The sequence below is a fragment of the Saccharibacillus sp. JS10 genome, assembly GCF_024436065.1.
In the GTDB taxonomy this organism is placed as follows: domain Bacteria; phylum Bacillota; class Bacilli; order Paenibacillales; family Paenibacillaceae; genus Saccharibacillus.
Genome location: NZ_JANFNS010000010.1, coordinates 15,581 through 38,465 on the forward strand (window position 1 = coordinate 15,581; position 22,885 = coordinate 38,465).

Annotated in this window: 18 protein-coding genes, 1 tRNA gene and 1 riboswitch; of the genes, 11 read left to right on the forward strand and 8 right to left on the reverse strand. The window is 46.3% G+C overall.

The window, feature by feature from the left end:
- Nucleotides 1-5: 5 nt before the first annotated feature.
- Both NOM90_RS18725 and NOM90_RS18730 read right to left on the reverse strand, forming a co-directional pair.
- Entirely contained in the window at nt 6-1,112 is a 1,107-nt protein-coding gene (locus NOM90_RS18725; protein WP_255944220.1) for a DgaE family pyridoxal phosphate-dependent ammonia lyase, read from the reverse strand.
- Nucleotides 1,078-2,190, reverse strand: a complete 1,113-nt coding sequence (locus NOM90_RS18730) for an amidohydrolase/deacetylase family metallohydrolase (protein ID WP_255944221.1) — start codon at nt 2,188-2,190, stop codon at nt 1,078-1,080. Before NOM90_RS18730 ends, NOM90_RS18725 begins: the two co-directional genes overlap by 35 nt.
- Before the next feature lie 361 nt (nt 2,191-2,551).
- Here NOM90_RS18730 and guaB point away from each other — a divergent pair, with 361 nt between their 5' ends.
- The 7 genes from guaB (at nt 2,552) to NOM90_RS18765 (ending at nt 9,538) form a co-directional block, all read left to right on the forward strand.
- Nucleotides 2,552-4,009 carry an IMP dehydrogenase gene (gene guaB, locus NOM90_RS18735; RefSeq protein WP_255944222.1) on the forward strand — a complete coding sequence of 486 codons (1,458 nt, stop codon included), beginning with the start codon at nt 2,552-2,554 and terminating at the stop codon, nt 4,007-4,009.
- Nucleotides 4,010-4,253: 244 nt separating this feature from the next.
- Nucleotides 4,254-5,672, forward strand: a complete 1,419-nt coding sequence (locus tag NOM90_RS18740) for a D-alanyl-D-alanine carboxypeptidase family protein (protein WP_255944258.1) — start codon at nt 4,254-4,256, stop codon at nt 5,670-5,672.
- Nucleotides 5,673-5,764: 92 nt separating this feature from the next.
- Nucleotides 5,765-6,646 carry a pyridoxal 5'-phosphate synthase lyase subunit PdxS gene (gene pdxS, locus NOM90_RS18745; RefSeq protein ID WP_305121090.1) on the forward strand — a complete coding sequence of 294 codons (882 nt, stop codon included), beginning with the start codon at nt 5,765-5,767 and terminating at the stop codon, nt 6,644-6,646.
- Between the two features lie 28 nt (nt 6,647-6,674).
- Nucleotides 6,675-7,265, forward strand: a complete 591-nt coding sequence (gene pdxT / locus NOM90_RS18750; RefSeq protein ID WP_370866646.1) for a pyridoxal 5'-phosphate synthase glutaminase subunit PdxT — start codon at nt 6,675-6,677, stop codon at nt 7,263-7,265.
- A gap of 7 nt (nt 7,266-7,272) precedes the next feature.
- Nucleotides 7,273-8,556 (forward strand): serine--tRNA ligase, encoded by a 1,284-nt coding sequence (gene serS / locus NOM90_RS18755; RefSeq protein ID WP_255944225.1) that lies wholly within the window; start codon nt 7,273-7,275, stop codon nt 8,554-8,556.
- A gap of 141 nt (nt 8,557-8,697) precedes the next feature.
- Nucleotides 8,698-8,786: transfer RNA gene (locus NOM90_RS18760), tRNA-Ser, on the forward strand.
- Between the two features lie 233 nt (nt 8,787-9,019).
- Nucleotides 9,020-9,538 carry a hypothetical protein gene (locus NOM90_RS18765; RefSeq protein ID WP_255944227.1) on the forward strand — a complete coding sequence of 173 codons (519 nt, stop codon included), beginning with the start codon at nt 9,020-9,022 and terminating at the stop codon, nt 9,536-9,538.
- 55 nt (nt 9,539-9,593) lie between these two features.
- Here NOM90_RS18765 and NOM90_RS18770 read toward each other — a convergent pair whose 3' ends face one another.
- Nucleotides 9,594-15,062 (reverse strand): Ig-like domain-containing protein, encoded by a 5,469-nt coding sequence (locus tag NOM90_RS18770; protein ID WP_255944229.1) that lies wholly within the window; start codon nt 15,060-15,062, stop codon nt 9,594-9,596.
- 301 nt (nt 15,063-15,363) lie between these two features.
- Between NOM90_RS18770 and NOM90_RS18775 the strand changes: the two genes are divergently transcribed.
- Together NOM90_RS18775 and NOM90_RS18780 are read left to right on the forward strand one after the other, a co-directional pair.
- Nucleotides 15,364-16,272 carry a YitT family protein gene (locus NOM90_RS18775; protein WP_255944231.1) on the forward strand — a complete coding sequence of 303 codons (909 nt, stop codon included), beginning with the start codon at nt 15,364-15,366 and terminating at the stop codon, nt 16,270-16,272.
- A gap of 250 nt (nt 16,273-16,522) precedes the next feature.
- A complete protein-coding gene (locus NOM90_RS18780; protein WP_255944232.1) occupies nt 16,523-17,620 on the forward strand; it encodes a DUF6612 family protein in 1,098 nt (365 codons plus the stop codon).
- 42 nt (nt 17,621-17,662) lie between these two features.
- Here the strand turns inward: NOM90_RS18780 and tadA are convergent, their stop codons facing one another.
- The 3 genes from tadA to motA form a co-directional block, all read right to left on the reverse strand.
- The gene (tadA, locus tag NOM90_RS18785) at nt 17,663-18,184 is read right to left on the reverse strand and encodes a tRNA adenosine(34) deaminase TadA (RefSeq protein WP_255944233.1); all 522 of its coding nucleotides are present in this window, start codon (nt 18,182-18,184) and stop codon (nt 17,663-17,665) included.
- A gap of 227 nt (nt 18,185-18,411) precedes the next feature.
- Nucleotides 18,412-19,260 carry a flagellar motor protein MotB gene (locus NOM90_RS18790; RefSeq protein WP_255944235.1) on the reverse strand — a complete coding sequence of 283 codons (849 nt, stop codon included), beginning with the start codon at nt 19,258-19,260 and terminating at the stop codon, nt 18,412-18,414.
- Nucleotides 19,244-20,047 (reverse strand): flagellar motor stator protein MotA, encoded by an 804-nt coding sequence (motA, locus tag NOM90_RS18795; RefSeq protein WP_255944236.1) that lies wholly within the window; start codon nt 20,045-20,047, stop codon nt 19,244-19,246. The genes NOM90_RS18790 and motA overlap by 17 nt, the downstream gene beginning before the upstream one ends.
- Nucleotides 20,048-20,267: 220 nt before the next feature.
- On the opposite strand from motA, the gene NOM90_RS18800 reads away from it, so the two are divergent.
- Nucleotides 20,268-20,561: a hypothetical protein gene (locus tag NOM90_RS18800; RefSeq protein WP_255944237.1), complete on the forward strand. Its 294-nt coding sequence runs from the start codon at nt 20,268-20,270 to the stop codon at nt 20,559-20,561.
- Here NOM90_RS18800 and NOM90_RS18805 read toward each other — a convergent pair.
- A complete protein-coding gene (locus tag NOM90_RS18805) occupies nt 20,558-21,046 on the reverse strand; it encodes a GNAT family N-acetyltransferase (RefSeq protein ID WP_305121091.1) in 489 nt (162 codons plus the stop codon). The two genes, NOM90_RS18800 and NOM90_RS18805, sit on opposite strands and share 4 nt — an antisense overlap.
- A gap of 178 nt (nt 21,047-21,224) precedes the next feature.
- Nucleotides 21,225-21,695, reverse strand: coding sequence for a C40 family peptidase (locus NOM90_RS18810; RefSeq protein WP_255944261.1), 471 nt, complete (start codon nt 21,693-21,695; stop codon nt 21,225-21,227).
- Nucleotides 21,696-21,702: 7 nt separating this feature from the next.
- Nucleotides 21,703-21,841, reverse strand: a riboswitch (cyclic di-AMP (ydaO/yuaA leader).
- 460 nt (nt 21,842-22,301) lie between these two features.
- Here NOM90_RS18810 and NOM90_RS18815 point away from each other — a divergent pair.
- Nucleotides 22,302-22,817 (forward strand): YwhD family protein, encoded by a 516-nt coding sequence (locus NOM90_RS18815; protein WP_255944238.1) that lies wholly within the window; start codon nt 22,302-22,304, stop codon nt 22,815-22,817.
- The last annotated feature ends 68 nt before the right edge of the window (nt 22,818-22,885 follow it).

The following is a 22,885-nucleotide window of genomic DNA, read 5'->3' on the forward strand; positions in this document are numbered from 1 at the left end:
TCATTTTAAACTCCTCCTTGTAAAATTTCTTGTAATCGACGTTGAATCACTTGCATATCGTCACTCAGTAACGGTCTTGGATCAATATCGAAATAACCTTGTCTGGCGCCGTAATCTCTTGTGTAGATCGCAATCTCGCCGTTTTGCAGACGCTCCACGGTTTGCAGCGCATTTATACCTGCAAGTTCTGGATCGATTTTGATCCGTGCGCGATAGATTTGTCGTCCAGCTTCGTCTTGCACGATGCTCACTTGTACGCCGTGTAGTTCGCCGAGCGGTAGAAGGAGATTCAGCGAATTGCGCTCTTGCACGCTGTTATCTTTTTTATCCAAATATTCATCTAAAGCTTGCAGCAATCCGAATGTACTTTCTTTGCCGACTTTCATACTGCGTCCGATCCCGTGCAGTTGTACTTTGACTTGTTGAATATATCTGCGTTTACCTGCTACGATTCCCGATGTTGGGCCTTCGATCGCTTTGGAACCGCTAAAAATGACAAGGTCGGAGCAAGACGCATACCGCTGTAAATCTTCTTCGGCAGCCGCATCGACGATCAGAGGGAGGTGTAATTGCTGCGCCAGCGTCCAGACTTCGTCTAGGGATGCCATATTTTTTTGCACGGCGTGATGAGATTTAACGTATAAAAGAGCCGCAGTACGTTCCGTGACACAATCTTGCATCTGCTGAACCGTACCTTCATTGGCATAACCGGCTTCGACTACAGATCCGCCGCCGAGATAGATCATCGTTTCGACAGGAGCGCCGTACTGAACATTATGACCTTTGAGCATCACAATTTCATTTTTCTCGATCGATCTTTGATGCAGCCGCACGCTTACACCGGGGTCGCCTCCTGTGACGATTCCCGCTACGGCAAGAGCGATCCCGCTCGATGCGGAATTGACGACCACCGCCGATTCAAAACCAATTTGCGCCGCGATTCGGTCACCGGCTTTGTTTACGAGATCCGCGATCTCGACATAACTTTGCCCTCCGATCCGCATCGCTTCCATAACGGTATCGCTTGGCGCGGAGACGCCGAGAATACTCATTCTTCCGCTTGCATTAATGACGCGTTTAAGCCCGTATCGGGCATGTAAAGTACTGGTCATTGAGAATAACTCCTTCCGCTTGAATCGTATGAGTAGAGGTGTAAGTGCGACCTTCGGAGTCGATAAGCCGAGACGGCCTGGGTTCTATAGAGAACAAGGTTAGATTCGCCGCATCGCCGACTTGGATACGACCGAGTTCCGGGCGATCCAGCCAAGCCGCAGGAGCCGTCGTAACTGCTTCGATCACTTCGGTGAGCGTATAGCCAAGGGTCAAAAACTTCGTTAATACGTTCGCCATATTATATACAGGGCCGTTCAGTCGATTTCCGCGATAAATATCTGTACTGATCGTATGTAGCGAAATTCCGGCGTCTTTGGCTTGCTGTGCCGTTTCGAAGGAGAAGCTGGCTGTGCCGTGACCGACATCTAGCTTGACGCCGCGCTCAATCGCATCGGTTAGCACCGACTTGGGCAGCCCTTTTTCGTCAAATAGATTATTAGCTTTGCCGTTCAAGTAATGCGTAACCATATCGCGGCTTCGTAGCAAAGGCATGATCTCTTCAATTAAAGGAGGTGCCGAGCCAATATGCGTCATGATCGGAAGCCCGGTATCTTCAGCAAATTGTATTGCACGCCGAAGCGGTGTAATTCCATTTTCGCCCACCACACTGCTGCTGATCCGAGCTTTTAACCCAATAATGAAGTCAGCATGATTCTCCAAAGCTTGCATTACGGCTGTTTCATCGATCCAATGAAGCTGTGAAAGTTCGTCCGTTCGCTCCAGACCGATCCTCGATATATTAAGGAAAGCAAATAATCGGGTATGGCTCTGCTTCCGGCTTGCCGCAAGTTCGTGAATCCGATCCGCACCGCAGCTTCCTGCGTCGACAATCGTTGTACAGCCGCCTTGAATCCCTATGGCATCAATCTCATCGCCGTACGGATCGAAAGCCGGAAAAGCATGGACGTGCATATCGATCCAGCCGCTAGACACATATAATCCTTCGCCATTAATTGTTTGGGTTCCGCTTACGGTTCCGGGCTCATGTAGACCTGTGATCCGACCGTTCTCCATCGCAATGTCGACGATCTCACCATTCAGGAACCGGACACGACTCAAAACCATACTTGGCTTCATCACGCACCTACTTTCTGATTAAAGTCTTGCGTTCAACATACCATCGCTTTTTTGAAAAAACAATATAACGTTATAATGTTTAATTTGATTTCTTACCAAATTTTTATTTGCAGCGTTATGAAAAAGTTGTTCAATCTTGAAAAGTCTTGTTAAAAAATAGCGGAATGTCTATGCAGGGAGGACATCTATCCTACCTTTTAAAACGTTCGGAAACCGCGTAACTACGCTGATTTTTGCAACTTGACAGCCCATACCCCCTTTGCTAAGATTGCAATAATATATTTTCAGAAAAGCCCTTTCAGCTTTCCATATAAGGAGAAAACGGCGGTTAGGACCAGATAAAAAAAGGAGGCAAAATCGGGTGTGGAATAGCAAGTTTGACAAAGAAGGTCTTACGTTCGACGACGTGTTGCTCGTTCCGAGGAAGTCGGAAGTTCTACCAAAGGAAGTTAATGTGTCCACGAAACTGAGCGAACACGTAAAGTTGAACATCCCTTTGATGAGTGCGGGTATGGATACGGTAACGGAAGCGGTATTGGCAATCGCGATTGCCCGTGAAGGCGGCATCGGCATCATTCACAAAAATATGCCGATCGAGAAGCAAGCGGATGAAGTTAACCGTGTTAAACGTTCCGAGAACGGCGTTATCACAAATCCGTTCTTCCTGAGCCCGGATCACTTGGTGTCCGACGCAGAAGTTCTGATGGGTAAATACCGGATTTCCGGTGTTCCGATCGTTGATGAAAACGAAAAACTGGTCGGCATTTTGACGAACCGCGATCTGCGTTTTATCCATGATTACAGCATCGCGATCAAAGAAGTCATGACGCAAGAAAATCTGGTAACGGCGCCAGTCGGTACGACGCTTCGCGAGGCGGAAGGTCTGCTGCAACAACACAAGATCGAAAAGTTGCCGCTCGTTGACGAGAACAATGTCCTTAAAGGTCTGATCACCATTAAAGATATTGAAAAAGCGATCCAGTTCCCGAACGCGGCAAAAGATGCGCACGGTCGTTTGTTGGTCGGCGCGGCTGTTGGCGTATCGAACGATGCGATCGAGCGTATTGACGCGCTGGTAACCGCAGGCGTTGACGTGATCGTAGTCGATTCGGCGCACGGGCACCATATCAATATCATCGATGCGGTTCGCAATATCCGCGCGAAATACCCGGAGCTGACGATTGTAGCCGGTAACGTAGCGACAGGCGAAGCAACGCGCGAACTGATCGAAGCCGGCGCTTCGGTTGTCAAAGTCGGTATCGGTCCGGGTTCGATCTGTACGACTCGGGTCATCGCCGGAATCGGCGTTCCGCAAATTACCGCAATCTACGATTGCGCGACAGTGGCTCGCGAGTACGGAATTCCGATCATCGCCGATGGCGGGATCAAATACTCCGGTGAAATCACCAAAGCAATCGCAGCTGGCGCTAGCGCTGTTATGCTCGGTAGCATGTTTGCCGGAACAGAAGAAAGCCCAGGCGAATCGGAGATTTACCAAGGTCGCCGCTTCAAAGTATACCGCGGCATGGGTTCGATCGCAGCAATGAAGCAAGGCAGTAAAGACCGTTATTTCCAAGACGACGACAAAAAGCTGGTTCCGGAAGGAATCGAAGGTCGCGTTGCTTACAAAGGAGCTTTGTCCGATACGATCAACCAATTGATCGGCGGTCTGCGTTCCGGTATGGGATACTGCGGAGCTGAAAATCTCGATGTATTGCGTAACGAAACGCAATTTATTCGGATTACAGGCGCGGGTCTGCGCGAAAGCCATCCGCACGATGTCCAAATTACAAAAGAAGCACCGAACTACTCGGTATAATTTTTATTTTTGCAGCAGTATGTGGTTACTTTCATGTTGTTGCTTGATCGGAACGCGGCTTGCGGACTCATCTCCGTTCGCCGCGTTTTTGTTTGTGAGGAATGATCATACAGGCATAATCGTGACTACCGGATTCCCGGTTGCTTTAGGCAGAGGGTAGGAAGACACATGACCTAACCCTGTGGTAGACTAATAACGCATGTCAGAAACTTAGCACGAGGGGAGTATTTATCCATTGAAACGCATGACTTCTACTTCTAAAAAACGACTCGAAAAGGGCGGTTTTGCCCAGCCTAAATTTTTAAAAAGAAGCGTAGCTTCCGTTTTGCTTGTTCATATGCTTTGTTTGTCGGCGGTTCCAGCCAATCTGGCTAGCGCGGCATCCGCAACGTCGCAGTCGACTACAACCGAAACGACAGAAGCGGCTACACCAGCAGCGACCCAAAAAGCAATTCCACCGGTGGCAAGCCTGAATCTTGCTGTAAAAGCTGCGGTCTTGCTTGAACCAACGACTGGAGAAGTCATTTTGTCGGTAGATTCCGATACGCCTTTTCCGCCTGCAAGCATGACCAAAATGATGACGGAATATATCGTTGCCGAGCAAGTCAAGCAAGGTAAAATGGCGTGGACCGATGTGGTAACGACAAGCAAAAACGCGGCTGCGCAAGTCGGTTCCCGTGTCTTTTTGGCGGAAGGTGACCAGCATACCGTAGAAGATCTATATATTGCGATGGCGATCGGATCGGCGAACGATGCGACGGTAGCTTTGGCGGAGACGGTAGCGCCTACCGAGCAAGAATTCGTTAAATTGATGAATAGCGAAGCGAAACGCATGGGCATGAAAACCGCTCATTTTGCCAACTCGACAGGTCTGGATATTGCGGATATGCCGGAAGGCACGCGTCCGTCGGATGACAAAGAAACGGTGATGTCTGCGATGGATGCGGCGATTTTGGCGAAATATATCGTAACGGATCATCCGGATTTCAATAAATATACGACACTGCCTTCGTTCCAATTCCGTCCGGGTGCAGGAGGTCGAATCGACAACTTGGACTGGATGCTGGAAGGCAACGCATCGGTGCAGAACTTCAAAGCTTATGCGTATCAAGGGCTTGACGGTCTGAAAACCGGTCACACGGCAGCAGCGGGCAACAACTTTACGGGTACAGCGGTTCGCGACGGCATGCGTCTGATCAGCGTCGTGATGGGTACGGATGTGAACGATCAAGGTTCGCGTTTCGTTGAGACTCGCAAAGTCCTGGATTACGGCTTCAATAACTTTGAGATCAAAGAAATGGTTGCGGCTAACAAAGCGGTTGAAGGCGAAGAACCGGTAGCCGTATCCAAAGGCAAAGAAGAATCGGTAGCTTACGAGACAGCGAAAGCGATCAGCTTCGTCGTACCGAAAGGCGCAGATGCAAGCGGTCTGAAAATGCAAACGAGTCTCGAAGGAACACTGGAAGCTCCGATTGCCAAAGGCGACAAAGTCGGTACAGCCACATATACGTATCAAGCGGAAGGCATGGAAAAAGCACAAACCAAAACCGTAGACCTGGTTGCTTCGACCGATGTTGAAAAAGCAGGTTGGTTCAAGCAATTGCTTCGCGCGATCGGCGGATTTTTCTCTGACCTGTTCGAAGGCATCAAAAACCTGTTCTAAGTTATCGAAAATCCGTTGTAACGGTGTAATCGCTCCTGTAGAATCAGCCCTTAAGAAGTTCCAAAATACGGAGCAAACAGGGGGCTATAATCATGGAAGCAGGCACATCGCGCGTTAAAAGAGGTATGGCAGAAATGCAAAAAGGCGGCGTCATTATGGATGTCATGAACGCAGAACAGGCGAAGATCGCCGAAGCTGCGGGCGCGACAGCCGTGATGGCGCTTGAGCGCGTTCCGTCCGATATTCGCGCTGCGGGCGGCGTGGCACGTATGGCTGACCCGACGATCGTTGAAGAAGTCATGAAAGTCGTATCGATTCCGGTTATGGCAAAAGCACGTATCGGGCATTATGTCGAAGCGAAAGTACTGGAATCACTTGGCGTCGATTATATCGATGAGAGCGAAGTGCTCACGCCTGCTGACGAAGTCTACCATATCGATAAACATGAATTTACGATTCCTTTCGTATGCGGAGCCAAAGATTTGGGCGAAGCATTGCGCCGTATCGGAGAAGGCGCTTCGATGCTGCGTACCAAAGGCGAGCCGGGAACCGGAAATATCGTCGAAGCCGTACGTCATATGCGTCTGATCAATGGACAAATTCGCAAAGTGCGCAATTTATCCAAAGACGAATTGTACGCAGAAGCAAAAAATCTTGGCGTTTCGTATGATATCTTGCTTGGTATTCATGAGACGGGTAAACTTCCGGTCGTGAACTTTGCCGCAGGCGGCGTAGCGACTCCAGCCGATGCCGCGCTGATGATGCACTTGGGCGCTGATGGCGTATTTGTAGGTTCAGGTATTTTCAAATCCGATAATCCGGAGAAATTCGCACGGGCGATTGTAGAAGCGACGACGCATTTCGACGATTATCGCCTCATTGCCGAAGTGTCCAAAGATCTGGGCGCTCCGATGAAAGGTATCGATATTAAGCAACTTGCGCCATCCGAGCGTATGCAAGATCGCGGCTGGTAAGTTGCAGATGACAGAAACCATGAATAGAGTGAAAATCGGCGTCTTGGCTCTCCAAGGCGCTGTTTCTGAACATATACGTAGTCTGGAGCAAGCCGGAGCCGAAGCGGTCGCAGTCAAAAAAACGCAGCAGTTAAGCGAATTGGATGGTCTGGTCATTCCCGGCGGTGAAAGTACGACGATCGGGAAGCTGATGCAAAAGTACGGTTTTATCGAACAGATTCGCGAGTTTTCTGAAGCAGGCAAGCCGATCTTCGGTACTTGCGCCGGATTAATCGTGCTCGCGAAAGAAATCGAAGGGCAAGAGCAGCCGCATCTAGGCTTAATGGACATCACAGTGACCCGAAATGCGTTCGGCCGTCAAAAAGAAAGCTTCGAAATCGATCTTCCGGTAGTCGGAATTGAGCAACCGATTCGGGCTGTTTTTATCCGCGCGCCGTTAATTCGTGAAATCGGTGCAGACGTCGAAGTCTTGTCGGTTTATAATGGAGAAATGGTAACGGCTCGGGAAGGGCATCTTCTCGTGTCGTCATTTCATCCGGAATTGACCGACGATTACCGATTGCACGAATATTTCACGCAGATGGTACGTCAGTCCAAGACCGGAGAATCGAAAGGATGAAGCTCCCGTGTTGGATGTAAAAATACTCAGAAACGACTATGATCGGGTTAAGCAAGCTCTTGCCAATCGTGGCAAATCCGAAGATCTGATCGCGAATTTCCCTAGTCTCGACGGCGCGCGCCGTGAAAAATTGCAAGAAGTTGAAGTGCTCAAAAATCGCCGGAATACCGTATCGGGCGAAGTCGCGAAGCTCAAAAAAAATCGTGAGAACGCAGACGATCTGATCGCCGAAATGCGTCAAGTCTCCGACCGTATCAAAGAAATCGACGAAGAAGTACGCAATTTGGAAACGGAAATCGACGCCATTACGATGGCGATTCCCAATATTCCGCATGAAGATGTACCGGTAGGCGCATCGGAAGACGATAACGTCGAGATTCGCCGCGTTGGTGAACCGCGTTCGTTTGATTTCACGCCGAAAGCCCATTGGGAAGCGGCACAAAATCTCGGAATTTTGGATTTCGAAGCTGCGGCTAAAGTTACCGGTTCGCGCTTCACGTTCTATAAAGGGTTAGGCGCTCGTCTGGAACGCGCTCTGATCAACTTTATGATGGATTTGCATAGCGAAGAACACGGCTACGAAGAAATGCTGCCGCCGTATATCGTCAACCAAGACAGTCTTTACGGAACGGGGCAGTTGCCAAAGTTCGAAGAAGATCTGTTCAAGTTGAAAGATACGGAATATTATCTGATCCCTACCGCTGAAGTTCCGGTGACGAACTATCACCGCGACGAGATTTTGGAAGCGGACGTATTGCCGAAAAAATATATCGCGTACAGCGCTTGTTTCCGTTCGGAAGCCGGTTCCGCAGGTCGCGATACCCGCGGTCTGATCCGTCAGCATCAATTCAACAAAGTCGAAATGATCAAGGTCGTTCACCCCGATCATTCCTACGACGAGTTGGAACAAATGACAGCGAACGCAGAACGCGTATTGCAATTGCTCGGTCTGCCATACCGCGTAATGGCATTATGCACAGCGGATATGGGCTTCACCGCAGCGAAAACATACGATCTTGAAGTATGGTTGCCGGAAAGCGGCATGTACCGCGAGATTTCGTCGTGTTCCAACGTTGAAGATTTCCAAGCACGTCGTGCAGGCATTCGTTTCCGCCGCGAAACGAAAGGCAAACCAGAGTTCGTTCATACGCTGAACGGTTCGGGTCTTGCTGTAGGTCGCACAGTTGCAGCGATTTTGGAAAATTATCAGCAAGAAGACGGTAGCATCGTGATTCCTGAGGTTCTTCAACCTTATATGCGCGGCGTGAAAGTGATCGCTGCTCAAGGCTAACAGGTTCTTTTCATGCAATTTATAGTCAAAAAGCCCACTCCAGACATATTTATATGAAAAGAGTGGGCTTTCTGTCTTGCATGAATCGAAAAAATGAAGTATGATAATACATGTTGCACTTTTGATAAATGATTTACTTTTGGAGAGGTACCGAAGCGGTCATAACGGGGCGGTCTTGAAAACCGTTAGGGGGCAACTCCACGTGGGTTCGAATCCCACCCTCTCCGCCATATTGCCTATTTCCCGCTCCGCAAGTCTTTGCGGCGGGTTTGACTGAAACGCACTTTACCGTTGGATAACGGTGGGGTGCGTTTTTTTGTGTTTACGACTGTTGGATTCTAGTATTTTTGAATGTATACTAGCTACACTTGATTGCCGAAATGGGGGAGTTCAGATTAACGAGCATAAAAAGTTATTAGTTAGTTACGGAATAGATTTGGATCATAGTAATATGAGATTCCTTGTGGAAAGTTTATTACGACCTTATATGGACATCGATTCTAAACAAAAAGTTATCAAAAAGAGATCTGAATTAATTTTACAAGTACAAACCATTGATCTGAATCCTAAAAAACCTTCTTACTCTTATTATACTAACGAATACCATCTTACTATGGCTCAACTAGATGGATTCATGTACTCTTTTTCAAAGCTTAAAGGTCAACATATACTCTGTGATCCCAACGTACAAGGTCATTACTGGCACAGTAAGGACGAAATGGAGTTCAGTTTCCATTTATATTGTACTGAAGAAGGATCACATTTGCTTTTTTATCAATTTGGAGAAGATATAATGGCTGACGGGATTATTCAAAAATCTATAAACACTTTTCCAGAGTCACAACGTTACTTGAAGTTTTCAAAAAACTTATCACAAGAAGAAAAGGAACACTCTGTGGAAGTTTGGGTTGAAATGATGATCAGAAGATCAATATTAAAAGCGGGTGAAGAAAAGTCTAAACACAAAGAGTATGAAAACTAAAAAAAAGAACGGATGCCCGTGCAGTATGGGCATCCGTTCTTTTTTGTTTCAGACGTTACTCACTAATCCACTTCTCCGCTCCGTTCGAAAGCACTTCATACGTATGCGTACGGGAAGCTTCTTCAATATCTCCAAATGCCCAATACGCTTTTGGAACATCTGTCCATGTCGGCTGAGTCACACTGCTCAGTGGACCTCTTTTGAGCAAACGATTCATCATCGTCACAAGCTCGGCGCGCGTTACGCCGTCGTCTGGACGGAACGTTCCGTTTGTGTAGCCTTTTACGACACCCGTCTGGGCAAGGATCGCGATACTTTGCGCTGCCCAATGGTTTTGCGTATCAGTGAACGTAACTTGGCTAGTACCTGTCGGACTCAGTTTTTGCCAACGAACAGCCAGTGTCGCGAATTCGCCGCGTGTCAGCGGCCGGTTCGGCGCAAAACGGTCGGCAGATACGCCGAGAATGATTTGCTGCGCTTGCAACTGACTAATCGCATCGTACGCCCAGTGATTGCGCGGAACGTCAGTATAATTCGAAGCAGAAGCGGTTGTGGCTTGCGCACCATTTGCTTGCATTACGCGCCACAGCATTGCCGCGAACTCAGCACGTGTTGTCGTCTGAGAAGGGCGGAACGTGCCATTCGTATAACCTTTTACATAAGCTTGGTGCTTACCGGTTTTTGCTGGATCAACCGGAGTCGGAGTTGGTGTTGGCGTAGAGCCGCCTGGATTAGTTGGAGCCGGATATCCTGTGCCTCCCGATGCCGAACCTCCATTACCGCTATTTCCACCGCTTGCCGGCGGAGTGATGGGCTGCGCGGCAAGGATCGTAAACGTACTGAATTTACTGATTTGAATCGCGATACCTTCGATTTGTCCGTTGGCATCGTATTGAACAGTACCACGTTGCAAAGCAATTGTACCGTCGCTGTGTTGAATATATACATATAACGATGAAGCATAAGCGGCTTGTTGCGAAAGACTTCCCGCAGGCAAATTCAATTTGTCTGCCGGGAACAACAACGTTGTATTGTAGCCGCTGTAGTTCGTCTCGATCGTCATTGGCGTACCGATTTGAGAGACGGTATTACTGCTTTGCAGAGACTTCACTCGTGAATCGGATAAAGCTTGTTCCGTAACAGCTTCTTTTTGACCGGCTTGACGAATCGGAACGAAGCGGAAGAATAGGCTTTGTCCGTCATTTTGCAAGTCAGTCAACGTCGCTTTATCCAATTGAACATGAGCATAATCGGTTTCTAAATCCAAATCTGCTTGTCCAACGAGCGGTGCGTAAGACGGTGCAGGGACATCGATCGTCACTTCATCCGAAGGATCGGCAGGCAGGTCGGTAACTACGACGCGAACCTTATCTTGATTGTTAGTGATCGCTGCTTGAAGCGCCGAAGACAATTGCGAAGCTTCAGCGACGACTTTATCGATCTTGGTGCCGTCGGACAGAGTTTTGCGTGTAATCGGCGTTTGTTCGATATCCGTTGCGCTATCGCCGATACGAATCGGGACGTTACGCGTTACAGAGGAGTTTGTAATACTCAGCCCTTGTGGCTTGACGATCACTAAGAACGTACGGCTCATTTCTACGCCATTTTCGACAATGCTAGCTGTCAAGATCACAGAAGCTTCGTTGTTGATTGGACGCGATACGATACCTGTAGGGCTGACAAGCTGCGGTTGGTTCGTACTCCATATAACCGGTAGTCCGTCTTGAGTCGTCGGCAGAATCAAGTCTTGACTGACAAATTCCCAAGAGTCTGTACCTGTGTATCCGATTTTGAGATTGTTTAACGCGTTTTTCACTTCTTCTTGCACGCTGGCACGAATGACTTCAACGGCATAGGTTACCGAAGTCAGTCCGTCTTGCGCGGTGATTTCGAAATTGATCGTTTGGCTGCCTACTTTTAGATCCGTGACATAGGCTTCGGTATTGGCGTCATAAACGGCTCCGGTAACAGTGAGCGTAGACAAAGCATTTGCTGTTTTGGCTTTGATTTCATACTGCTCAATGTTATAAGGTACGTTTACTTTGTAAGACGTCACACCGGAATCGAATGTAGGCTTCAAATCAACAGGCGAAGCAGTCAGGCTGCTTAAGCTAGCATCTTGATTCGGCTTACGGGTGACTTGAATGGTATAGGTTTTAGTTGTAATCCCATCGGCTGCTGTAACTTTGATGGTGATCACATTGTTGCCGGTTTGCAGCAACACAGATTTAGAAGCGATTCCATTCCCTGCGAACTCATCGTTCACTTCGATTTTGGCATCGGGATTAGCGGCAGTCAACGCAACGGTAACCCCAGATATATAGTCATCTACCGATGCGAAGTAACTGGTCTGCATAGGCGTAAAGATCGGTACTAACTCGCCCACCGATAATGCCGCGCTGCTTAGATTAGCATTGGCATTCAGGAAGTTCACGCTTGCCGTTTGGCTAATCGTAATATTGGCATCGGCAACACTCGCTGTATAGAAGACATTTTCTGTTGCTGTATTCGATACGGTAAAGTTTGCTACGCCATCAATGTTCGTTTTCGCTTTCGTCGGGGCAATCAGCGAACTTCCGCTACCTTGCGACAGCGTGACTTCGCGATTCGAAATGACATTGCTATACGAGTCTTTAAGCGTGACGGTAATATTCGCTGTATCCAATCCGTTTGCTGAAGCTGTTGGCTTGGATGAGGTGACCGTCGAAGTTGTCGCATCGACTTCACCTGGCGTAAACGTCGCCGGAACCGGATGGAGAGTCAATGTGACTGCGCCAGAAGTTGCGGTGTAGATTACACTTTCTGCTTTTGTGCTTTTGACCGTGAATGTAGCGACACCATTAGCATCCGTTGTACCTTGCGTAGCTGTAATTGTTGAACTTCCGCTACCTTGAGAAAGAGTAACCGCTTTGCCGCTAATCACATTATTGTTTTTATCTCTCAGCGTCACGGTGATCGTTGCTTCATCTAGATTGTCGGCGGCTACAGCTGTTTTGGAAATCGTGACATTCGATAATGCTGCATCGATAGCACCTGCATCGAACGTCACAGTACCCGTATTCGTGAGGGTAAGGTTATCGGTTGCATCTTTTGCTGTGTATGTGACCGTCTCCTTTTTATAGCTAGTCACTACAAATAGCGCTTGCCCATTAGCATCTGTTGTTACTCCGCTGCTAGGGGTGATCGTTGAGCTGCCGCTACCTTGCGATAAGGTAACGTTTTTGCCGCTAATTGGATTGCTGTTGACATCCGTCAGCGTGACGGTGATCGTACTGCTGTCTACATTGTCGGAAGATACGTTGGACTTGGATACTTCTACTTTTGAAGTTGTCGCGTTGACTGCACCTGGTTGGAAAGTAACTTGCACGGTTTCTGCAATCGTTACGCCGCTTGCCGTAGCTGTATAAGTCACTTTTTCTGCTTTGGTACTTTTAACTGAAAATGTAGCGGTACCGTTTGCGTCTGTTGTACCTTGTATACTGGTAATCGTCGAAGTTTTATCTCCGCTAAGCGTAACAGATTTGCCGCTAATCAAGTTATTATTGGTGTCTTTCAATGTTACGGTGATTGTAGCGCTATCGCTATTGTTGGCATTCACTGTCAATCTGGACGAAGCTACCGAAGAGTTATTTGTACTAACTGCCCCTGCAATAAAAGTTACCGCACCGGATTGTGTAAGAGTAAGACTATCCGTCGCATCTGTTGCGGTATAAGTTACCGTCTCGGCTTTGGTGCTTTTTACTGTAAAAATGACTTGTCCGTTAGAGTTCGTTACCGCGTTCGCTGGTGTAATATTCGAACTTGCGCTACCTTGCGATAAAGTAACGTTTTTACCGCTAATCGGATTGTTGTAAGCGTCCGTTAGCTTTACGGTTACATTACTGCTGTCGCTTCCGTCGGCTAAGACACTGTTTTTAGAAACAGTAACTTGAGATGCCGAAGCACTGACCGCGCCAGGTTGGAAAGTAACATTCACGGTTTGCGCGATCGTTGTACCATTCGCTGTAGCAGTATAAGTTACAGACTCGGCTTTTGTACTTCTTACATTAAAAGTCGCGATACCGCTCGGGTTCGTTGTAGCTGGATTCGTACCCAGCGATGAACTTCCGCTTCCTTGGCTCAATGTCACGGCTGTACTGGGTACAACATTTCCGTTTGCGTCTTTGAGTAACACCGTGATCGTTGCAGAATCTGTATTGTTGGCAAGAACACTGGGTTTTGACGCGGTGATCGTGGAGCTTATAGCACTGACTGCTCCGGCTTGGAAAGTGACTGTCGGAGTTGTCGAGAGCGTTACGCCATTTGACATCGCTGTGTAGGTCACTGCTTCTGCTTTTGAATCATTGACAGTGAACGTGGCTACACCACTAGCATCTGTAGTACTTTGCGTAGCTGTAATTGTTGAACTACCACTTCCTTGACCTAGCGTGACAAGCTTTCCGCTAATGACATTATTAGTTGCATCTTTCAAGGTGACAGTAATTGTCGAAGTGCTTGAATTGTCAGCAGGTAACGAAGTTGGATTTGCGGTAACTGTCGATCTCGATGCGTCAATTGCTCCAGGCTGGAAGGTAACGTTTGCTTGTTGGGTAATAGTGACACTGTCTGCGGCTACAGAAGCGGTGTAGATTGCTGTCTCGGCTTTTGTATTCGTCACGGTAAAAGTAGCGACGCCGCTTGCATCCGTGATTTGAGAAGCAGGGGAGATCACGGAATTACTGGCTCCTTTGGATAAAGTAACAGTCTTACCGCTTAGGAGGTTATTGCTGCTGTCTTTGACTGTAACTGTGATCGTGGAGCTTGCTGTTCCGTTAGCTATGGCTGTAGGTGAAGAAGCAGATACGGTGGATTGGTTTGCGCTGGCAGGAGCAGCTGCGGTGACTTCGGTGAGGTAAGGCGCTTCTGTGACCTCGAATCGATTGATGTTACTATTTGAAGATCCTTCTGGTCCTGTAATTAGCAGTTGAAGTTTACTTCCTGCTTTAGCTTTGACGGAAGCATCTACATCGAACGCCAAAACCCCTCCATTATTATTGAATGCGTCATAAATTTCAGTCTGATATTTCGTGTCGATCAATTCGAAGTTTGAATCGTTACGAAGCGCACTCATGGTTGTATGCCATAAAGACGGATCAGTTTGTCCAGAAACGGGATCAAAATCAGTCGACCCTTTATACATCCATATTTGTAAAACGGAAGGAAAATTTCCGTTTCCGTCATTATCAAGTTGATTTATCTTTAAGGATAAGACTGCTTTATTTCCGTTGGTGGGAAATCCATTAGGAATATTGTATTTAGCAAAAGCATGCATCAATCCAGTAGCATTCGAAGCGGGTGAACTGCCAATATAAAGTGGACTTTCTACAAAAGAGGCATATTTGAACTCAAAATCATGGGTTCCTAATCGTTCGTAATTAATTTTTTGCTCCGCCGCATAAGACCGCGCCCCCATCCCAGGAAACGTCCCAATTACCAGAACCACACATAGTACACGAATCAAAAACAATTTAAGTTGTTTGTTCATGTTGTTGCTCCTTTGTTGTCAAATGAAAAACAGAAAACTCGTTCAAAGCGTAGAGTGTTACGACCCCTCCTTATATGAAGTGAAAATCAAAAATATTCAAATTTTAAGCTTATTATAGTTTCATTTCCTAATCTTGTACAAACCTTTTTCATTTAAAAAAGGTTAAGTGAGACAAAAGCTTGAATCGTATGGCATAATTAGAATACACGTCAATCTTTATATCGGTTTTTACACTTGTATCCGTTATCAAAAAGGAGAGAAGTTATCGCAATAGACAACTTATTCGGAAGGAACGTGAATTATGGCTGAAACTTCAATCTCGTCCCCTCCTCGTAAGCCTTCTGTGCCCAAAGCGCATGGAAAAAGGACGATCGGGCAGATCTTAATAAGAACTTTTTTTATCATATTCGGAGCTATTCTGGTTGCCGTTTCATTAGAACTCTTTCTTGTCCCCAATAATATTACCGATGGCGGAATCACCGGCATTTCGGTTATGGCTTCTTTCCTCAGCGGCTGGAAACTCGGTATTTTCCTGTTTGTATTCAATCTCCCTTTTCTGATCATCGGCTATAAACAAATCGGCAAAACATTCGCTTTATCGACGCTTCTAAGTATTACTGTACTTTCGATTGGCACGGTATTGCTCCATCCCGTACAAGCTTTTGTCACAGATACGCTGCTTGCTTTTGTATTCGGAGGTATTTTTCTCGGCGTAGGCACCGGTATTGTGATTCGAAATGGCGGTTCGCTGGACGGCACAGAGATTGTGGCAATTCTCGTTTCACGTAAAACTCCTTTTTCAGTCGGCGAAATCGTGATGTTCGTTAACTTGTTCATTTTATCCGGCGCTGGATTTGTTTTTGGTTGGGATCGGGCGTTATTCTCAATTCTTGCCTACTATATTGCTTACAAAGTAATCGACGTTACGATCGAAGGCATGAATGAATCGAAATCTGTCTGGATCATCAGTGACCAGATTGACGATATCGGCAACGCGATTTTGGATCGATTAGGGCGCGGTGTGACCTATTTGTCGGGAGAAGGCGGTTTTACAGGAGATCCGAAAAAAGTTATTTTCTGCGTGATCACGCGGCTTGAAGAAGCAAAGCTTAAAGAAATCGTCAATCAGTTCGATGATAAAGCTTTTTTGGCAGTCGGTAATATTCATGATGTCAAAGGCGGTCGCTTCAAGAAAAAAGATATTCATTAAAAATTATTCGTATTCCTTATTTTTTATACAGGACTTGGGAAATGTATTAGTTCCTAAGACCTGTATTTTTTGTAAGCCGTAATATCCAATTTTAAAATTATGAAACTTTTCGAAAAACCTTCACGTATACTTAGGCATGTCAGCAACGTTCAAGAAAGAATCAAACGAAGATTCGTTGATTCAGCAAAAGGGTATTGGGTATTAGCTATTTTCAAAAATTATACAGAAACGATAGGGGAGAACACAAAACATGAACAAAAAATTATTCGGGAGCTTTAGCGCTTTAGCATTGACAGGGGCGCTCGTATTGTCCGGTTGCGGAAGCAACGCAGCAAATCCTGCAGCTACAAAAGCTGAAGAATCACCAAAAGCATTGTTGAAATCTTCGGTAGCCAGCGCTTCGCAAATGACATCTTATCAAATGGATAGTAACTTCACGATCAACGAACTGACGGTTACGGTTCCTCCATCCAGCATGGATTCTACAAGTGTCAATCAAGTCGTAAGCATGCTTAAAGGCGCCGAGTTCAATGTGAAAACGGTATATCAAGGTGACCCAATGCAAGCGGAAATGAACCTTGAAGTTAAACTCAAAGGCGATATGGAAATGACCATTAAACTTCCAATCGTAATGACAAAAGAAAAAATGTACATTAAAGTACCGAACATCGCATTGTTGCCATTGCCGCAAAGCATCGTCGGTAAATTCATCGAGATCGATATGAAAGAACTGGCTGCACAGCAAGGCGCAGAGTTCAACGAAGCGATGCTTGATCCGAAAAACTCGCAAAAGCTGAGTTCCGATCTGAGTGCGGCGGTACTGGATAGCTTTGACGAAGGTAAATACTTCAAAAAAGTTGCAGTAGGCGATGCAGGTCTTCCTGAAGGCGTGACAGCTGAAGACGTAGTACGTTTTGAAGTGACAAACGACAACGTAAAAGACGCGATCACAACATTGGTAAACGTAGCCTTGCCTAAAGTCATCGAAACATTGGATACTCCGGAATATCGCGAAATGTTGGGTCTGACTGAACAAGATCTGCAAGATGCGAAATCGGAACTGAGCACAACAGATAACGAGCAAATGAACAAAGATCTGGACGAGTTGAAAAATTACCTGACTGTGAACACGTTCCAGTTGGATACAGCACTGAACAAAGACAAGTTCCCGATTCACCAAAAAATGGTGGTAGACGTGAACTTCACAGATGCTGAATCCGATACTTCGGGTAAAATGTCGATGACAGGTTCGTCGACGTACAGCAAAGTCAACGAAGCTCAAACGTTCGAAGTTGGAGTTCCTACAGAAACCATCACACTTGATGAGTTGGAAAACATGAACTTCTAATTTGTAAATATCGAATACAGATTGAATACAAAAAAGCGACCTTTAAAGGTCGCTTTTTTGTTGTTCCGCACGTTTTAATAACTTGCGTTCTTTCATCCGAACACGCAATCCGCGGAAAAAGTCAGACAATAACTGTGCGCATTCTTCTTGCAGGACACCTTCAATCAATTCTGTCCGATGGTTGAAACGAGGTTCTTGCAGTAAATTCATTAGAGTACCTGCACAACCGGCTTTCGGATCTGGCGTTCCGTATACGACAAGCGGCACGCGCCCTTGAACAATGGCTCCTGCACACATCGGGCAAGGTTCCAGTGTGACATATAGCGTACAATCGAGTAGCCGCCAAGCGCCAATCTTTTCACTGGCTTCTCGAATTGCGATCATTTCTGCATGGGCTGTCGCATCGTGCGTAGTTTCGCGCAGATTATATCCTCGACCTATAATTTCACCGTGACGAACGATAATCGCACCGATTGGAACTTCTCCGATTTCTTCGGCTTTTTTCGCTTCTTCGATCGCCACTCTCATCCAATATTCGTGTTGATTTTGCTGTGATTCGTCCAAAAATAAAGCTCCTTTCGAGATACATGTATCCAAATTTATCGAACAAATATTCGCGTTGTTAACATGGTGTGTATAAAATTGTGGATAAGTAAGCAGTAATCCACAGTGTTATGCACATATTCTACCTTACAGTTGTGGATTTGTGAATTGCCTGTGGATAAAGAAAACCTCTTCCAAAAAGGAAGAGGTTTTGATTTACGGCTGACTGACTAGATGCCTGTCAACTTTTACGGAGAAGACGTATTCGCTGTGCTGATCGTGTTTTTCGAATCTTGATAATTCCGAATAATCGAAACTTCGACTCGGCGATTTTGCGCACGACCTGCCGCTGTTGCATTGGAAGCAATCGGATGATATTCCGCTGCCGCGATTGCGGTGAAACGTACCGGATCCAAATTCTTATTTTGCAACAATACTTGAAGGAAATTGTTCGCTCGTCCAGAACTCAAATCCCAGTTCGATTTAAATTGATTGTTGTAGATCGGAATATTATCGGTATGACCAATCACTTCGATATTGTAGCCTGGGAAGTTTTTGAGAATATTTGCAATCGAAGCGCCAAGTTTACGCGATGTCGGTTTTACCGTCGATTCGCCCGAAGCGAACAACGCTTTATCGCTAATAATAATTTTAAGCTGCGATTGGTTTAGATTCGTTTCGAGCTGATTGCTTAGCCCGTTGCTTGCGATGTAGCTGTCCAATTGCTTTTTCAGCTTCATCAGATCTTCTTGTTCTTTTTTCTTCAGTTCTTCCAAAGTCTTATCTGGTGAATCTTGTTGAGTTTGTTTGGCTTGTTTGGTTTCTTTTGCTTCTGCCGACATCTGTTCGACGGATTTGCTACCGTCTTGTGCATCGTTATCTTGATTAGTCGACGTATGTTCTAAGACGCTTTTGCCACCGTGGAAGACCGAATCGAAAGCTTCCGCCATCGCTTCGAATTTACTCACGTTAGCCGAACTCATTGCGTACAATACAATAAATAAAGCGAGTAGCAGGGTCATTAAGTCGGAATAAGGGAGCAGCCAACTTTCGTCGGCATGTTCTTCGTGGTGTTCCGGTCTAGCTTTCTTGGCCACTCGAACCGCCTCCCTTGTCTTCTTCTAGCTTTTTACGTTCGGTAGGAGTCAAGAATACAGCTAACTTCTGATTGATTGCGATTGTCGAGACGCCGGATTGGATCGAGAGCAGACCTTCGACCATCATCATACGTACTTCGACTTCTTTTTTGGATACGCGTTTGAGTTTGTTGGAGATTGGGTGAGCCAATACGTAACCAACGAAGATCCCGAGCAATGTGGCGATAAAAGCAGCCGCGATCGCGTGGGCAAGTTTGTTCATATCTTCAAGCTCGCCGAGTGCGGCAATCAGACCGACCACGGCGCCGAGTACGCCAAGCGTTGGCGCATACATGCCGGCTTGGGCGAAGATCTGTGCACCGACCCGGTGACGTTCTTCCATCGCGTGTATATCTTCCATCAATACATCGCTCACAAACTCTTGATCGTTGCCGTCGATAATCATCCGCATTCCGTTACGCAAAAAGTCATCATCGATTTCATCGACTTTGGACTCCAACGCAAGCAGACCTTCGCGGCGAGTGATCGATGCCCAGTCCATAAACATTCCGACCAATGCGGCTTTGTCGATTGTTTTAGGTTTGAACAAAAAGATTTTGACAAGCTTCGGGAAACTTTTCAAGTCGCTCATCGGGAAGCCGACGAACACTGTCGATACCGTACCGCCAATAATAATAAGGTAGGCTGCGGGAACCGCTAGCGAGGTTAACGGAGCTCCTTTTAAAATCATACCGACAAAGATAGAAACTAAAGCTAAGACTAGACCGATAAGTGACGATAATTCCATGTAAGCACCTCATCCATGAGAATATAAAACTTGCATAAGCACAATAAGCCATCCCTGGCGTGTGCGAACTACACCGACCGCATCTTTCTTTCGATAAAAAACACCCTATGACTCCTATGCTTTTTATCGACAGGGGGAGCTTTTTTTTTAAGAGACAAATTGCGCTATAATGAAAATAAGAGAGCAGGTTTACTAAAATGGACAAAAAGGAGTCATACAAATGGGAGTTAAACATGGCAGAGATTACGGGGACATTCTACAAGATCTAACAAAAGCGGTTGCATCGATTCCAGATAGCTATGTGTTTTTCGAGATGGAAGCAGAGGATTGGGAGCGCTTGGGCACTGAGGATCGGCTTGAAGTGCATGAAGCGCTGGCAGAAGATTTGTTCTACGCACTGGGAACGCAGCCGTCAATCGATGTAGGGAGTGGTGTTGTCATTCATGATCCGGTAACGCACCGTATTAATATTTTGGTCGGCGATCAACAAATGACATTTGTGCCTTTGGTTTAAATACCTGAGGGAGCGGAATACACCATGCAATAAAAAGGCTTCGATCCGTCAAGCGTCATACGTTCATACAGATCGGTGATTTCAAAGCCTGCTTTTTGATATACTTTGATCGCTCTTTGATTCCAGGTGAGCACTTCCAGATCGATTTCTTGACCGGGGCCTCGGCGTAGCGCTTCAGTAGTTACAGCCTTGACGAAATCTACACCCATGCCTTGCCCGCATTGATCCGGTTTCATGCCAATACCGAGCCGGGTTGTTCCTTCAAGCGGGAATAATTGAGCAAATCCTTGTAAAAGGTTACTTCGATACACACTCACATATTGCTGAATACGCAGCTCGGGATCGCCAAATTCGATGCCGAGTTGTTTCATTTCTTCCCACGGCATCCACCCATAAATATCGTAAGGGGCTTCGTAACGCCAACCCGCGACAACTTCGGCTTCTTTTTCCGTCATCGTTCGAACCTCGTAAAGAGCTACAGTCATGCTAATCACTCCTTTTTTTAAAAGTGTAAAGAAAATGGGAAAAACCCGTTTAGCGGATTTTGAGACGGGTAATCAATGGTAGACAAGAAAAAAACCGCATCGTCAGGATCACAATCATCCAAATGCGGCTTCGAGCATATAATAAAGTAGATAGAATGTTTAAATGAAAAGGGAAATTTTATTTTCCGGCAAGTTCGTTATACGAGTAAGTGCTCATCACGCGAGCAGCTCCTACATAACGATCTGCATAGTAGCTAGATCCAAGACTATCGTAGCGCACTCCGTTCGAAGACGAAGAGTGGGCGAATTTGTTGTTTCCTACGTAAATGCCAACGTGCGAAATGCCGCGGCCGTTTGTATTGAAGAATACGAGATCGCCAGAGCGAAGATCGCTTTTGCTTACTTTGCTGCCTGCTCCGTATTGAGCAGAAGACTGACGTGGCAGATCAATACCAAGTTTATCAAATACATAGCTTGTAAATCCTGAGCAATCAAATCCATTGAGTGATGTTCCTGCTGTGCGGTATGGTGTTCCGAGTGCAGAATCAATTACGTTGTCCAATTTCGAGTCTGCATGAGCGTTTCCTGTAGTCACAACGCTAAATGCGATAGCGAGACCCATTACTGCGGCTGTCAGCTTCTTCTTCAAAGACATTGTACCCCTTCCATTTTGCCTGCGAGGTTAGCTTAAGGATTCGGTTGAGAAGGTCCCCCTATGACTCCTTCGTTGCGAAGTCAATTCACCCATAACTGGTTCCCCCGCTTCCCGGTGCCGAAATTCGGCTTAGATCTTGGTTTGCACCGAAAGTTGAGTTCGTCGTGTCGTCAATATTGCTTTTGGTTGTCGTTCATTCTATGGCTTCAATCAAAGTTTACAAAGTTGTTACTACTCACAAAACACATTGTAGCAAAGGACTTCACCGTTGGCAAACGTTTATTTAACCCTTTCTTGACGCGTGCCTAGCACGGACCTTCCATCAAGAACGCTAAAATGGCGTAGAACCAACGTTTTTTATCCATTTTTCGGAGTAAAAGCCCTCAAAATTTAGATGCTCAAGAATTTGTAAAAGAGAGAAAGCAGGCGTTTTTCGACAAGATAACCGGATAAACTTCAGGTTTTTTGTTTTGCTTTCGTCTTTTTATCGGATAGAATAGAGAAAGATGAACAGTTTACAGAAAAAAGGTTAACTTTTTGCAAGAATTTAAGTGAGAACGTGAGCTATTTATTTGTGAGAAAGGGGAGAAAAATCCCGTTATGGAAGAAAATCAGACAGGCAAAAAACAGCTCGGGCTGAATATTATTAGCAGCAGTCAAAAAAGCAGCAAACATAAAGGATTCGGTACTGGAGCCATCAATCTTAACAACGTATCCCCGATCATTATAGATGAGGGTGAAGCTCGAATCGACGTCGGAGCGATGCACGCCAAAAGCAAAGTCGAACGCGGCATCAAGTTTACAGCGGAGCGTCAAGACGCGGAAGGCGGACGTCTCGTATGGCTCGTGTGGGTTGCGGTAGATAAGACCGAAGAAGGCGGTAGTTATGCAGGAGCGACGGCTTGCGAGATGTGGATCAACAGCGAAACGAAGCGCGGGTTCAAAATTTTAGCGGATCACGTGAACAAGCTCGACTATGCGATCAAGCGCAAGATTATGCTTAACGAAATGGATGCCGAGTCCAAAGCTGCGCTTAAAACGTTGCTGGCGACGCATAACCCGGAATGGTGGGCACGCTCTCCGGAAGAATTGAAAAACGAATTAGGCGGCGAATAAATTTCTAGTACGCCTTTCTTCTTTTTACAGACAAAAAAGCGTCGCTCTGCGAGTTAAGAGTAGACGCT

Bases quoted from the DNA above. Each gene is read 5' to 3' on its own strand.
- NOM90_RS18725 (WP_255944220.1), bottom strand. From the start codon at position 1,112: ATGACCAGTACTTTACATGCCCGATACGGGCTTAAACGCGTCATTAAT.
- NOM90_RS18730 (WP_255944221.1), bottom strand. From the start codon at position 2,190: ATGAAGCCAAGTATGGTTTTGAGTCGTGTCCGGTTCCTGAATGGTGAG.
- NOM90_RS18740 (WP_255944258.1), top strand. From the start codon at position 4,254: ATGACTTCTACTTCTAAAAAACGACTCGAAAAGGGCGGTTTTGCCCAG.
- pdxS (WP_305121090.1), top strand. From the start codon at position 5,765: ATGGAAGCAGGCACATCGCGCGTTAAAAGAGGTATGGCAGAAATGCAA.
- NOM90_RS18770 (WP_255944229.1), bottom strand. From the start codon at position 15,062: ATGAACAAACAACTTAAATTGTTTTTGATTCGTGTACTATGTGTGGTT.
- NOM90_RS18775 (WP_255944231.1), top strand. From the start codon at position 15,364: ATGGCTGAAACTTCAATCTCGTCCCCTCCTCGTAAGCCTTCTGTGCCC.
- NOM90_RS18780 (WP_255944232.1), top strand. From the start codon at position 16,523: ATGAACAAAAAATTATTCGGGAGCTTTAGCGCTTTAGCATTGACAGGG.
- motA (WP_255944236.1), bottom strand. From the start codon at position 20,047: ATGGAATTATCGTCACTTATCGGTCTAGTCTTAGCTTTAGTTTCTATC.
- NOM90_RS18800 (WP_255944237.1), top strand. From the start codon at position 20,268: ATGGGAGTTAAACATGGCAGAGATTACGGGGACATTCTACAAGATCTA.
- NOM90_RS18805 (WP_305121091.1), bottom strand. From the start codon at position 21,046: ATGACTGTAGCTCTTTACGAGGTTCGAACGATGACGGAAAAAGAAGCC.
- NOM90_RS18815 (WP_255944238.1), top strand. From the start codon at position 22,302: ATGGAAGAAAATCAGACAGGCAAAAAACAGCTCGGGCTGAATATTATT.